At 47.3% G+C, this 14,047-nt stretch carries 13 protein-coding genes and 1 pseudogene; 2 read left to right on the top strand and 12 right to left on the bottom strand.

Annotated features, from left to right (window positions below):
* Positions 1-62: 62 nt before the first annotated feature.
* The 12 genes and pseudogenes from GQS64_RS05785 to GQS64_RS05730 all read right to left on the bottom strand — a co-directional run bounded on the left by GQS64_RS05785 (position 63) and on the right by GQS64_RS05730 (position 12,121).
* Positions 63-1,223, bottom strand: a complete 1,161-nt coding sequence (locus GQS64_RS05785; protein ID WP_246798515.1) for a peptidoglycan DD-metalloendopeptidase family protein — start codon at positions 1,221-1,223, stop codon at positions 63-65.
* Positions 1,224-1,502: 279 nt separating this feature from the next.
* Positions 1,503-2,162 carry a protein-L-isoaspartate(D-aspartate) O-methyltransferase gene (locus tag GQS64_RS05780; protein ID WP_198230961.1) on the bottom strand — a complete coding sequence of 220 codons (660 nt, stop codon included), beginning with the start codon at positions 2,160-2,162 and terminating at the stop codon, positions 1,503-1,505.
* Between the two features lie 3 nt (positions 2,163-2,165).
* Positions 2,166-2,929, bottom strand: a pseudogene (gene surE / locus GQS64_RS05775) (5'/3'-nucleotidase SurE).
* A gap of 20 nt (positions 2,930-2,949) precedes the next feature.
* Positions 2,950-4,227 carry a serine--tRNA ligase gene (gene serS / locus GQS64_RS05770; protein WP_077991786.1) on the bottom strand — a complete coding sequence of 426 codons (1,278 nt, stop codon included), beginning with the start codon at positions 4,225-4,227 and terminating at the stop codon, positions 2,950-2,952.
* Positions 4,228-4,288: 61 nt separating this feature from the next.
* Complete coding sequence (gene tatC, locus GQS64_RS05765) at positions 4,289-5,086, bottom strand: twin-arginine translocase subunit TatC (protein WP_077991784.1); 798 nt, start codon at positions 5,084-5,086, stop codon at positions 4,289-4,291.
* A 20-nt stretch (positions 5,087-5,106) separates the two neighbouring features.
* Positions 5,107-5,874 carry a Sec-independent protein translocase protein TatB gene (gene tatB, locus GQS64_RS05760; RefSeq protein ID WP_246798514.1) on the bottom strand — a complete coding sequence of 256 codons (768 nt, stop codon included), beginning with the start codon at positions 5,872-5,874 and terminating at the stop codon, positions 5,107-5,109.
* Between the two features lie 63 nt (positions 5,875-5,937).
* A complete protein-coding gene (locus tag GQS64_RS05755) occupies positions 5,938-6,264 on the bottom strand; it encodes a twin-arginine translocase TatA/TatE family subunit (protein ID WP_198230960.1) in 327 nt (108 codons plus the stop codon).
* A gap of 114 nt (positions 6,265-6,378) precedes the next feature.
* Positions 6,379-7,083 carry an SMC-Scp complex subunit ScpB gene (gene scpB / locus GQS64_RS05750; protein ID WP_198230959.1) on the bottom strand — a complete coding sequence of 235 codons (705 nt, stop codon included), beginning with the start codon at positions 7,081-7,083 and terminating at the stop codon, positions 6,379-6,381.
* Between the two features lies 1 nt (position 7,084).
* Entirely contained in the window at positions 7,085-7,909 is an 825-nt protein-coding gene (locus GQS64_RS05745; RefSeq protein ID WP_077994504.1) for a segregation and condensation protein A, read from the bottom strand.
* An 81-nt stretch (positions 7,910-7,990) separates the two neighbouring features.
* Positions 7,991-9,007 (bottom strand): beta-N-acetylhexosaminidase, encoded by a 1,017-nt coding sequence (gene nagZ, locus GQS64_RS05740; protein WP_198230958.1) that lies wholly within the window; start codon positions 9,005-9,007, stop codon positions 7,991-7,993.
* 87 nt (positions 9,008-9,094) lie between these two features.
* Positions 9,095-11,215, bottom strand: coding sequence for a molybdopterin oxidoreductase family protein (locus tag GQS64_RS05735; RefSeq protein ID WP_198230957.1), 2,121 nt, complete (start codon positions 11,213-11,215; stop codon positions 9,095-9,097).
* A 54-nt stretch (positions 11,216-11,269) separates the two neighbouring features.
* Complete coding sequence (locus GQS64_RS05730; RefSeq protein ID WP_198230956.1) at positions 11,270-12,121, bottom strand: DMT family transporter; 852 nt, start codon at positions 12,119-12,121, stop codon at positions 11,270-11,272.
* A 280-nt stretch (positions 12,122-12,401) separates the two neighbouring features.
* Between GQS64_RS05730 and GQS64_RS05725 the strand changes: the two genes are divergently transcribed.
* Positions 12,402-13,163: a L,D-transpeptidase gene (locus tag GQS64_RS05725; RefSeq protein ID WP_225868150.1), complete on the top strand. Its 762-nt coding sequence runs from the start codon at positions 12,402-12,404 to the stop codon at positions 13,161-13,163.
* A gap of 25 nt (positions 13,164-13,188) precedes the next feature.
* Positions 13,189-14,046, top strand: a complete 858-nt coding sequence (locus tag GQS64_RS05720) for a 23S rRNA (adenine(2030)-N(6))-methyltransferase RlmJ (RefSeq protein ID WP_198230955.1) — start codon at positions 13,189-13,191, stop codon at positions 14,044-14,046.
* Position 14,047: the final 1 nt, after the last annotated feature.

Below are 14,047 nucleotides of genomic sequence, written 5' to 3'. Positions count from 1 at the left end.
GCCGGTTCAAAACCGGCTTTTTAAGTAACTTCATTTATAGAATTTTTTCATTGATGGTTTTGTCAGTTTTCCAGATATTTGATCGGGTTAACAGGACTTGAGTTCTTGCGCACTTCAAAGTGGACACGCGGTGTCGATGCATTGCCCGACATACCCGATTTTGCGATTTCATCACCACGGCGAACTTTTTGGCCTCTTTGAACCAGAATCTTGCTGTTATGTCCGTAAACAGTCACAATATTATTCTCGTGGCGGATAAGCACTGTATTGCCGAATTCTTTCAGGCCGTCACCGGCATAAATAACAACGCCGTTTTCTGCTGCCTTAACCGATGAACCTTCCGGCGCCATAATATCAATACCGTCATTCGTACTGGAGCCATCTTTCTGACCGAAGCTTGACAGAATGCGCCCCTGTGCCGGCCAACGCATTTTTGAAATGCCCGTTGCTTGCGGTGCGACAACGGCTACATTTTCAGCCTGATTGATTGTTGTATCGCTGCTTTTGGCAACCGCCGGTTCTGCTGCCGGTTTTGCCGTTTCATTTTGTGCAGTCTTTGCCGGCTCGGTTGCTGCCGGAGCGGGTGTCTGCGGGGTTGCAGCGGCTGTTTTTGCGGGCGTTGTCTGTTTTGTTTCAGGAAGAGCGGCCGGTGTCGCTGTTTTTGTGTTTGCCGAAGCCACTTCGGTGTTATGACCACCCGGAACAATTAATGATTGGCCGACCCGTATAGCTCCATTGCTCAAGCCGTTTGCGCTTTTGAGTGATTCGACGCTCACGCCGGTTTTGCGGGAAACACTATAAAGAGTGTCACCACTCTGAACGATATAGCTGCCATTTTTCTTCGCTGTTGTCGACGAACCGGACGATGAAGATGAAGGCATTTCTCCAAGGTTATGCGGCGGTGTGCCCATGACCTGACCTGCAGATGCTACCTGGGTGGGTTGGGAAGCTGACGCGCTATAGGTTGGTTGCGATTGCGACTGGGCGGCTTGATAGGACGGTTGGCCTGCAACCGGCGGTAGTTCGCTACTTTGAATAGAACCCGTCGTTTGCGGCATTTGCTGATAACCGGCCTGTTTATTGATCGCCTGTTGTTGATTGGCGGTTGCGCCAGTGTAAAAACTATCCGTAAAACGTTGGGTACCGGAACTGCATCCCGTGGCAAAACCAGCTAGGATGAACAATGCCGCTGTTTGAAGATAGCGGTGCGAAGCTTTACTCATTATTGTCAAACGCATGTTTTTTGTCCATTTACCCGATACTCAACTAAGCGCATTAAATCGTGTTAATGTTACTTGACGGTTAAAATTTCTGTTAAGGTTAAAAAAAATTATTGCCGATAAAAGCTTGGCTTACGGTTCCCGACAGGTTTTTAACCGTTACAAAATATATATCATTTTCATGCATTTGACAAAAAACGGGGTTTGTCCATTAACTTCCGACAAAACCGCCCGACTTTACGGTGCCATTATTTTCAACCCGTTCGCGTTTTTTGATGCGGTTTATAAAATTGCCGCGATCCCTTCAATAAAAGGTTGATAGCGCACACGAAACATATCCATCCGCTCGAACCGGCTACCGGTTTTGCGATACCTCACGACCATCTGTTCGCCCTCGTCCGGTCCGATTGCTTCTATCAGAATTCCGTTTGCTGCCAACAAATCCAGAAATTCTTGAGGTTCTCTATTTCGCGAAGGCCAAACCAGAATCCTGTCATAGGGGCCTGAACCCGACAATGCACGGCTACCGTCCATTTGCCGTAAAACGATGTTATCTATTTCAAGTGCATGAAATCTTTGGCGAGCAATGTCGCACAAAGTTTTATAGCGTTCGACCGTTGTAACACGACCGGCAAGTCTCGCCAATAATGCTGCGGTAAAACCCGAACCGGTTCCGATTTCCAGCACACGGTGTTTCTTTTCCAATGCCAAAGCCGAGATAATATATAATTGTTCTTCAAGCCGTTCGATATATTCACCGCATTCAATCGGAATGACTTTGTTCTCATAAGCACTTTCAATAAATGGTGCCGATACAAAGCCGCGTCTCGATGTTCGCTCCAGAGCTGCAAACAAGGCCATATCATCAAGCCCCCTGCCCCGCATTTTGAGGACAAGATTTATCACTTCCTCCCGCTCTGACAAAGGCGAAGCAGCTTCCATTCGTCACGCACTCCCAAGTGCTTTTTCCAATGAGTGAAGAAAATCATGGGCTGTCAGGTCAAGTTTCATAGGTGTGACAGAAATGGCCTTGTCTTGCAGGACATCAATATCTGTCTTTTCTTTGTTCTCGCCCTTTCCCCTGCTGAAATACATCCAGTAATAGGGCAAGCCGCGGCCGTCTGCACGCTTGTCAATCAGAATCTTGTGCCCGCGATGACCGAGCGGAGCAACGGACAAACCGGTAACTTCGCGAGCTTCACAAGCAGGGAAATTCACATTCAAAAGAACACCTTCAGGAAGCGGAATTTTTACGAGCTTTTTCAAAATATCGGGCGCAAGAGACAATACTGTATTCCAAGGTATATTGTCGCGGTTCGTTTCATGCAAAAATTCTTGCGAAAGGGCAATCGAGCGGATTCCCGCATCATCCCCTCTACTGCACCCGAAACAGTGCCCGAATAGCTCACATCGTCAGCCAAATTGCCGCCGGCATTAACACCCGAAAGTACAAGATCTGGTGCTTCCGGCATAATATGCTTGACGGCCATAATGACACAATCGGTCGGCGTACCCTTCAAAGCATAATGTTTTTCATCAATCTGACGCAAACGCAAAGGATCGGAAATTGTCAAAGAATGCGATACACCACTTTGATCTTCTTCCGGAGCAACAACCCAGACATCATCAGAAAGTTTACGGGCTATCTGTTCGAGAACTTTCAACCCTTCCGCATGGATACCATCATCATTGGTTAGCAAAATACGCATATTGAAGTTCCTTGAAAAAATTAAGCTTCAATCCGTTCCAATCCGCCCATATAGGGGCGCAGAACTTCCGGAATAACCACCGAGCCATCTTTTTGCTGATAATTTTCCATGACTGCAATGAGACAACGGCCGACCGCAACGCCTGAACCGTTCAGAGTGTGAACGAAGCGAGGCGATTTTTCGCCTTCTTTGCGGTAACGCGCGTTCATGCGCCGTGCCTGAAAGTCGCCACATACAGAACAACTCGATATTTCGCGATAGGTATTTTGCCCTGGCAACCACACTTCAAGGTCATATGTTTTACGGGAACTAAATCCCATATCGCCTGTACACAAAGTAATTGTGCGGAATGGAAGCCCCAGCCGTTTTAAAATGTCTTCGGCACAGCCGGTCATGCGTTCCAATTCATCCAACGAGCTGTCTTCGTCGGTAATAGACACCATTTCGACTTTCCAGAACTGGTGTTGGCGCAGCATTCCGCGTGTGTCACGACCGGCAGCACCGGCTTCCGAACGGAAGCATGGTGTTAACGCAGTGACACGAATTGGAAGCTTTTTTGCATCCAGAATATCGCCTGCAACGAGATTTGTCAGAGGCACTTCTGCTGTAGGGATAAGCCAACGGCCGTCGGTTGTCTCGAACAGGTCTTCGGCAAATTTTGGCAGTTGGGCAGTACCGAAAAGTGCGCTGTCACGAACCAGAACCGGAACTGAAACTTCACGATAGCCATGTTCCAGAGTGTGGACATCAATCATGAATTGGCCGAGTGCCCTTTCAAGACGGGCGAGTTGTCCCGACAAGACTGTGAAACGCGCGCCGGAAAGTTTGACTGCACGATCAAAATCCATTTGACCAAGTTTTTCACCGATTTCAAAATGCTGTTTCGGCTCGAACGGGAAAGATGGTGGTGTTCCCACCTTATAGCGTTCCACATTATCCTTTTCGTCGCGCCCTACGGGAACATCGTCAAGCGGAATATTGGGAATACGCGAAAGGGCATCATCAAGGGCTGCTGTCAGATCTTTCCCTTTTGTCTCTGCTGTTGAAAGGAATGTTTTGAGTTCCGCCACTTCCGACTTCAAAGCTTCGGCCCGTTCCGTATCACCGGAAGCCATAGCCTGCGCAATTTCTTTGGATGCGGCGTTACGTCTTTCCTGGGCAACCTGCACATGTGAAACGTGGTTACGCCGTTCAAGATCAAGCGCTATCAATTTCTCTGCCTGTGGTTCGGCATTGCGTTTTGCCAAAGCTTCGTCGAGTTTTTGCGGATTTTCGCGAATCCATTTGATATCAAGCATCAAGATATTCCTGTATAAAATTTTTGAATTCTATTTCTGTTCTTAAACCACAATGGACTAATCAGGAAGCCTTGTTCTTTTCTTTTGCTTCTTTCTTTTCGATCCAGCGTGAAACAATTATAGAAACTTCATAAAGCAAAATTGTAGGAAGTGCGACGCCAAACATTGTAAAGAAATCGGAAGGTGTCACCATTGCCGCAACAACAACAGCAATCAGAATTGCCCATTTCCGTTTGGAAACCAGCATTTTCGACGTAATAAGCCCGGCTTTTGTCAACAGGCTGGTAACAAGAGGAAGCTGGAAGATAAGCCCGAATATAAGAATGAAAGACTGCATGAAGCTCAGATAATCGGAAATACGTGCAATAAATTCAACTTTCAAATGAGAATCAGGCAACAATTGCTGTGAAAGCGAAAACCACAACATCATGGGCGCGAGCACACAATAGACGAATGCCCCACCCAAAAGAAATAAAATTGGTGCACTGATGAGAAACGGCAAAAAAGCCCGCCTCTCATTGCGATAGAGCCCCGGTGCGATAAAGCTGTATAATTGGAACGCAAGATAAGGAAATGACAAAATGACACCGCCAAAAGCTGCAAGCTTCATTTTTGTCAGAAATGTTTCCCAGACCTGTGTCGATTGCAGCCGGATACTATCAGGATTGCCACCCGAAATTTTCATTGCCCATTGGTAAGGCCATAACAAAAAGTTCAGTATATAATCCTTGACGAAAAAGCAGATGATGAACGCAATGGCAAACGCGATTAAAGACACAATAATGCGCTGTCGCAACTCGATCAAATGATCCAGTAGCGGCGCCGAACTCGCTTCGACTTCGTCTTCATCCTCATGCACGATGATTTTTCCTATTTTATTCAAACACCGATAGTGGTTTTCTTTTTCGTTTCAGAAACCGCCCCTTTTACACTCTTCTGTTTGCGTGAAGGAGCGTCTGCCACCCGAGTTTTAACACCTTTTTTTGACGCGGACTGTTTTGAAGAAGTGGCTCTATTGGTCTTAGTCGCAGCTTTCGACTTGGTAGAAGAATTATTTTTCGCCGCTATCTTTTCTTTTGTTGCTTTTCTGGCCGGTTGTTTTGTTTTTTCAGCTTCATCCGAGCTTTGCGGCGACGCATTTTCCGCTCTCGCTACAGTGTCGCCACCGGCCGATGCCATTGGAACTTCGGCCGACTGGAATTTTTTGTCATCGACAATTCTTACCGAACTTGTGGCAGAACTTCCCGTTATTTGCCCTTGAGGCGCGCCATTTTTTGCATTAACCGGTTTTTCTTCGCCAGCATCTTCCGTTGAAGACGCACCCGATTTGGATGTGCCATCATCATTCTCTTGAACATCTATGCTTGCTTTGACGTCTTTTGCTACGTCACGGATAGGATCGAATATTTCTGTGAGTTTTTTGCGTGGATCAAGATCTTTCACATCCGAAAGTGTTTTTTGCAAATCATCGAGTTCGGCTTCACGCATCGCCTCATCAAATTGACGCCGGAACTCGTTGGCTGTCGAGCGCATACGCGCCGTCGCCTTGCCGATCGCTTTCAACATTTTCGGCAAGTCTTTCGGGCCGACCACAACAATCAGCACGATAAGGATGACAATAAATTCCGGTCCATCAATTCCGAACATTATTCAAAGACCCTTTCCCATAAGAAAGGCTTTCTCAAGAAAAGCTCCGTCAACAAGAAAACTTTACGATTTCGTCGTTTTACGTTGCGTTGTTTTAGCTTTCGATTTGGTTGAACGGGATGCGGTTTTCGCTGCCGCCGGTTTACGTGTACTCGCTACACGTTTGGCCGGTTGAACTGTCTCTTCCGGTTGAACATCAATAGTTTTGATTTCCGGCCGCTCTGCCGGTTGCTGAGTTTCAACCTCGTCGTCTTCTTTTAGACCTTTTTTGAAACTCTTGATACCTTTGGCAAAATCGCCCATGAATTCAGAAATTTTACCACGACCGAATAGGACAAGAATGATGAGTAGGATCACTATGAGGTGAACAGGTGAAAAGAAATTTCCCATTATGTACTCTCTTCAATGCTGGAACTGTCTTAATGTGTACTTTTAGACACTTTTTTCAAGTCTTTTAAACACAACCACGTGTATTTACATTTTTTATTCCCAAACAAGGTGATTTTAAGATTTTTCTTCCCGATCAAGTGGACTTAAAAGTCCTAATTGTTCCAAATTGACATCTTCAAGCGGTTCTTCTTCATCGGTCAGAATATCAGGATCGGCGGTTGGTGATGGCATACGGAAACTTGCCGGTAATCTTGACGATAGAAGACCTGCACCTTTCAGCTCTTCCATCCCCGGTAAATCGGAAATTTCCGGCAGGCTGAATTCATCGAGAAAAGCAAGGGTCGTTCCGTAAGTGACGGGTCGCCCCGGAACGCGCCTCCTTCCACGAATTTTCACCCAACCTGCTTCCATCAATACATCCAACGTACCTTTCGATGTTTCAACGCCTCTAACGTCTTCTAGTTCCGCACGTGTTATCGGTTGGTGATAGGCAATAATTGCCAGCACTTCCAAAGCGGCACGAGAAAGCTTCCTCGGACGTTCTTCTTGTCTGTTCAGAAGAAAAGCAAGATCGGGTGCTGTACGGAAAGCATAGGCATTACCTACTTTGACGAGATTGACACCGCGTTTTTTGTAATCCTGTGTAAGCACATCCATAATGGCAGCAATATTTGCGCCCTTAGGGAGCCGCTCTTCCAAAGCGCGGTCGGTTACCAGCTCGCTCGACGCGAAAACAATCGCTTCAGCCATGCGGACAAGTTCGGGCGTAATGTCAAGTTCGCCATTCTGGTTTTTTTCTGCTGTGTTTTGTTCAGCCATTTCACTTGGTTCCCTGCTCTGCCCGATCGCCGTTCACCGTTTTTTGCTCGCCTTCCGTTTTTTTGTGCGCCCGAAGATAAATCGGAGCAAATGGTGCTGCCTGACGAATATCAAGCTGTTTTTCTCTCACCATTTCAAGGCTTGCCGCAAAAGTGCTCGCTAAAGCGGTGCGACGTTCCTGCGCTGTCGGAATAAAGGCAAAAAGGAATTTGTCCAAAGCCTGCCAGTCCTTTGCTTCGCCCATCAACCGCACCAATATTGCACGCGCGGCCTTTAGCGACCAGACCTCCCGCTTTCCCACTTCGACGCGCTTCACTGCCTGCCTTTGGCGCAAACCGGCATAAGCCATCAACAGATCATAAAGCGATACATCATAGAGGTGCTTTTTTTCCACAACGACCATTTCCGGATTGGCGCGCTTGAAAACATCACGTCCCAAACGGTTACGGTTTACAAGTTGGCCTGCCGCTTCGCGCATGGCTTCAAGCCGTTGCAAACGGAATTGCAACAATCCGGCAAGCTCTTCGCCACTTTCACCTTCATCATCCGATCTCTGTGGAACCAGAAGGCGGGATTTAAGGTAAGCAAGCCAGGCCGCCATCACCAGATAATCGGCTGCAAGATCCAGTCTCAATTCATGCGCTGTTTTAACAAAATCAAGATATTGCTGCACAAGTTCGACAATTGATATATGTGCCAAATCGACTTTCTGGTTACGTGCCAATTGTAACAATAAATCAAGCGGACCTTCAAACCCCTGAACATCGATCACCAGTGTCGGTTCACTGACGCCATGTTCTTCTTCCTGTTCCCAAATCGGTTCCATTGCCCTCTGGGCAGGATGTCCGGTGTTCTTTCTCCCGCTCGACGGCGATTTTTTATCGTTTGGTGCCAAATCTTATATCCGTTATTTGAACATCAAGAGACTGTGAAATTCTTCCCGCAAGGCCTTTTCATCGGCATTGTCAGGCTGGGAAACCCAATTCGTCGCCGCTTGCGCACGCGCAGCCGATTTGCCTTCAAGCCAAGGTGTTGCAGCAGCAATTTTCTCCATTTCCTCTTTCTCGCCATTGCAGTGCAAAACCAAATCACATCCCGCGGCAAAAGCCTCTTTTGCCAAATCGCCCAGATCGCCTGAAAGTGCCTTCATCGACAAGTCATCTGTCATCAACAAGCCGTCAAAGTCGATCTCGTTGCGGATAATGCTACCCACTATCTTTTTCGACAAAGTCGCCGGTTTTTCCGGATCGACACTTTCATAAACAACATGCGCAGTCATTGCCACCGGCAGATCGGATAATGCCTCGAACGGAGCAAAATCGGTAAGCCGCAAAGTCTCTAACGGAGCATCGACACGTGCAAGGCTTTTATGGGTATCACATAATGCACGACCGTGACCCGGAATATGCTTCATGACCGGCAAAACACCGCCTGCTTTCAAGCCTTCGGCTGCTGCACGTCCCAAAGCTATCACAGTTTCACAATCGTTGCCATAAGCACGGTTCCCAATAATATTGTCCGCACCTGCAATCGGAACATCGAGAACCGGCAGACAATCTGCATTTATTCCCAATCGCTGCAAATCGAATGCGTGAAGACGTGACATGATAAAGCTTGCGCGCACCCCTTTGGCTTTATCCTTTTTATAGAGTTCACCCAAAGTCGCTGCCGTTGGATAATCGGGTGCAAGAGGTGCACGCAACCGTTGAACACGTCCACCTTCCTGATCGATAAAAATAAAAGCATCATCGCGACCGCAAGCCGAGCGAAGCGATGCAGTCAATTGTTTGATTTCGTCGGCCGAGCCGATATTTCTTGCAAAAAGAATGAAAGCCCAAGGCCGGTTTTCAGCGATAAAATCCTTTTCGTCATTTGTCAGTGAAAGGCCGGACACACCAACAATCATAGCTTTCATTTTTTGCATCTTTTACTTGTCTCGCCGTCCCCGGCGCCTTTCCATATTTTCTTATATTTGTTTTATAAGATCTTCGGGTAAATACAGTTCATTTTACTAATGTCGCGTTTTTTCGGAATTTTCCAGTTTTTTCAGCCACACTTTTATGTCGTGAACGGCAAGCCCGCCATTGGGAGCCGGTGAATCTGCTCCGGTCAAAACATTTATCCCTTCGCCCCGAACAAAACTGGAATTGGCAAACAATCCTTGCGAGATAACAACCCGCCTTTTCAGGCCGTCAAACAATTTCGCATGCAGAGCCACACTGCCACGGTGATTGCCTATCTCGACAAGATCGCCATCCGCAATTTCATAAATTGCCGCATCGTCGGGATGCATCATGAGCGTCGGGCGAATTTCTTTCAATAAAGATGTCGGCGATTCCGAAAATGTCGAATTCAGAAAATTATGTGCAGGCGAGGTAACAAGCTTGAACGGATGTTCTTCATCGGCTTTTTCGATAACATCCCACTGGTCGGGAAAATCCGGCATTTCATCATAAGGTCCTTGATAGCCCATTGTGTCAGGGGGAGTATCCGGAGCTTTATAACCCGTCCATCGGGCCTTGAAACGGAATTTTTTGTCAGGCCATGCAAAACCGTTCAGGAAATGTGCCCGTTCAAAAGGCGGCTGAACGTCAAGCCAGCGCTTTTTCTTAAGTTCGTCATAAGTGCCGCGGTGTGACGCTCTTAGCATATTATCGATAAGTTCAATGGCTGTCTTGTCAAATCCCGCCATATGACCGAAACCGAGTCGCTTTGCCAATTCGTTTATAACATAAAGATTGGGTTTCGGTCCGAGCGGCGGTTCAATCAATTTCGGCCCCAAGAGAATGTGCTGTTGGCCACCTGCCCGATAAATATCATCATGTTCGAGAAACATTGTTGCAGGCAGCACGACATCGGCCATTTTTGCTGTATCTGTCATAAATTGCTCATGAACCACTGTAAAAAGGTCTTCGCGTGCCAAGCCTTTGCGGATCAACCTTTGTTCGGGTGCAACATTTGCCGGATTGGTGTTCTGGATAAACAACACAGTTACAGGCGGGCCACCGTAAAGCGTTTCTTGATCGCCAAGCAGGATTCTGCCGATTTTCGATTGATCCAGCGAACGGATTTTCGGGTCAAAGAAAGCCGTTCCTTCAACTTCATTCTTGTTAAGGGCAAATATCGACGCATTGGAAAAAAATGCACCGCCACCTTCATATTGCCACGCCCCCGTAACAGCGGGCACAGAAAGCGCTGCGTGCATTGCAACCGCGCCGTTACGTTGTCTGGTAAAACCATATCCGAGCCGGAAGAACGTGCGTTTGGTTGTACCGACCCAATGGGCAAAGGTTTCGATCTCTTCAACAGACAGGCCGGTAATTTCGGCTGCCCATTGTGGCGTTTTTGTTTTCAAGTGGCGCTCGAACCCATGCGGATCATCGCTATAGCGTTCCAGATAGTTCCAATCGGCAAAACCATCCCGAAACAATATATGCATGACGGCACAGGCCAAAGCAGCATCGGTTCCCGGCCTTACAATCAGGCCGAGATCGGCCTGACGGACGGTCGCACTCTCGAAAACATCAATTGCAACAATGCGCGCATGGTGGTCTTTACGCGCTTTGGTGACATGGGTCATCACATTGACCTGCGTACTTGCCGCATTGGTCCCCCAGATCACCACAAGATCGGATTTTTCCATTTCGCGCGGGTCGACACCGGCTATTCGGCCGGTGCCGGCAAAATAGCCGGTTGCCGCGGTATTGGTACAAAATGTCGAAAATTGCCCCGAATATTTTCCAGCGTGGCGCAAACGATTGATTGAATCGCGCTGCACCAATCCCATGGTTCCGGCAAAGAAATAAGGCCATATCGTGGTTGAATCATATTTGCTCTCTGCCTTTTGGAAGCGTTCGGCTATGAGGTCGAGTGCATCAGACCATGAGACTTCTTGCCAATTGCCCTCGCCTTTGGAACCTTTTCTGACAAGCGGCTTCAACAATCGTTCGGGATTGTGTACACGCTCGCTATAACGGGCGACTTTTGCACAGATAACACCTGCCGTATAACTATTTTCCTTTGCCCCCCGAATTCTGCCTATTTTTGTCGGAGACAACAATTCCACATCAAGTGCACAAGTTGAAGGACAGTCGTGGGGACAGGCTGTATGGCCAATTTCTACGTTGCTCATGGCAATTCCGACTCAAATCAGTAAAGACGGATTTATTTACCAATTTTACTATTTTCAGGCTAGTCGCACAGCAATAACGCCAAGAACAATTATCAGTGAGGCGACAAAGCGCAAAAAGCTGACACGTTCACGCAATACAAAATACGACAGAATAACAGCAAAAACGATTGCGCTTTCACGCACGGCGGCCACAAGTGCCACCGGTAACTTTGTCATTGCCCACAATGCAAGGCCATAGGATCCGAGCGACAAAAAACCGCCAATAAGCCCGATAAACCAATATTTTCTGAAGCTGGACAAAAAATGCTGACGTTTCTTGCGTTTTGCTAGGTCATATACGACTTTCGCCCCGCCGATCCAAAAAAATAACCACAAGATATAAGAAACGGGCGCCCCTGATAATCTGATACCGATCCCGTCAAGGAGAGAATACAGAGCTATAAAAGCAGCCGTCAGCAAAGAAAGCGGAATGATAGAAGGTTCAATCCTATCGCTGCGTCTTACTGCTTCAAAAGCCAAAGTCAGCACTCCCGACGAGATAAGAATAACGCCGCACCACGCCACCAAAGACAGTTGTTCACCGAGAACCGGCCCGCTGACTATCGCAACGAGAAGCGGTGCGACACCACGCATGACCGGATAGGATTGGCTGACATCGCCTTTTTGATAAATGACCCCGACAAGCATCATATATATGATCTGCACAAAGACAGAAACCAGCAAAAACGGCAGGCTCGCAAGTGACGGTAAGGATTGGAAAGGAATTCCTGCAAGTGCAAGAAGAGAAGAGCCGGCCATGAAAACCGTAATATTGGCTTTTGCCTCACCGGTTAACTTCAGAAGAATGCTCCATAGCGCATGCATCAATGCCGCCAAAAGCACAAGTGACACCATCAAGCCCGACATCCCGCATACTTCCCGCTCGACAAAACAACAAAAAGCAAATCTATAAAAACAACAAAATTATATGAAATTAAAAAAATCAGATTTTATAGGCTCTATCAAATCACGTTAATTTTGTGTTAAAAGCTTCCCGCACAAAAATTGATTTGCAGAGAAGAGTCGATATCTATTTTCTTTTATCTGCTCGTCAAACCTTATCGAAGGATATTTGCTTTTTCCAATCATGGCAGACCAAAATCGACCTACAGTCGTACGGTTTGTCGGGGCTATCGAGATCTTTAAAATGAACAGACGCTTTTTCCTTCTTTCAGCACCGCTTTTTCTCGCCGGTTGTACTTTTCGCCACCCTTTACCCAAAATGGTTCCTATTGATACCGGCGAGCCGGTAACGACAACGACCTATGTTATAAGGCGGCACAAGGCAAAACCGAAGGTTACGCAAAAGAAGAAGGTCAGTTACGGCGAATACCCGTTAAACGAAAAATACGCATCCATGTATGCCGCCACTACCGATAACGGTTTTCCGGTGAATGCTGTTGATACAAGGCGGATCAATCCGGAATATCTGCGTCAGGAAGTTGCATTCCATATGCCCTATAAGCCGGGAACTATTGTTGTCGATCCAACCAACTTCTTTTGTTATTTTGTGCTTTCCGAAGGACGCGCCATGCGTTACGGCGTCGGTGTTGCGCGGTCGGCCGCGGCCGATTTTCAGGGAGAAGCAACAATCGGCCGCAAAGCGGTGTGGCCAACATGGCACCCGACTGCAAGCATGATGCAAAAGCAGCCGCAAAGATACGGCCATCTGTCGGATGGCATGAAAGGCGGCCCCGGAAATCCGCTGGGTGCCCGCGCTCTTTATCTTTATAGAGGTGGTACAGATACACTTTTCCGTTTACACGGAACAGTCGAACCCTGGTCAATCGGCAAGCGGGTATCCTCGGGCTGTATACGTTTCCTCAATCAGGATATTATCGACCTTTATAGCCGCGTACCGGTGGGAACCCGCGCTGTCGTTCTGCCGCATAAAATCGGCCTCGGCTAATGTGAGGAACGGTTAGAACAAAACAATGAATTATCGCCATATTTATCATGCAGGCAATTTTGCCGATGTGTTCAAACATATCATTATCGCCCGCATCATCGAATATCTTAAAAAGAAAGACCATGCGTTCCGTGTGATTGATACACATGCAGGCATCGGCATTTATGATCTTGCTTCGGATGAGGCACAAAAAACCGGTGAATGGATTGATGGCATCGGCCGCATTCTCGATCAAGCTGTGGCTCCGGATGTTGCATTACTCATCAAGCCCTGGCTTGATGTCGTCAACGAGCTTAATGATAAAAGCAAAAAATTCGGCCGTTATCCCGGTTCACCTTATATCGAGCGAAAACTGTTGAGAAAACAGGACCGGCTAACTGCGATAGAGCTTCATGAAGCCGATTATAAAAAATTGGCGAATAATTTTGCCGGTGATTATCAGACCCGCGTCATCCATCTCGACGGATATCTTGCCCTTGGTGCCCACGTGCCGCCAAAGGAAAAGCGCGGACTTATCGTTGTTGACCCGCCATTTGAAAAAAACGACGAATTCGAGCGGCTTATCGAAGGTCTTGAAAAGGCGTATAAACGGTTTCCCGGCGGAATCTACGCACTTTGGTATCCTGTCAAACATTACAATGAACTCAATTGGTTTATGAACGAGTTGAGAAGCACTTCGATCCCGAAAATCTTGCGACTGGAGATTAGAATTAAACAACGCTCCGAAATGCCCGGACTTGACGGGTGTGGTATGATTATTGTTAATCCGCCCTATGTACTGCCCCATGAAATGGACGAGCTTAAACCATTTTTGCTTGCTCGCCTTGGAGCAGACAAACATGCACAATTAATCAACGAATGGATAAATGGTGAAGCTGTTTGAA

It is taken from the genome of Bartonella sp. P0282 (genome assembly GCF_048452985.1).
Classification (GTDB): Bacteria; Pseudomonadota; Alphaproteobacteria; order Rhizobiales; family Rhizobiaceae; genus Bartonella; species Bartonella choladocola.
Note: the sequence above shows the minus strand (reverse complement) of the source record. Positions and strands in the feature narration are given on the sequence as shown.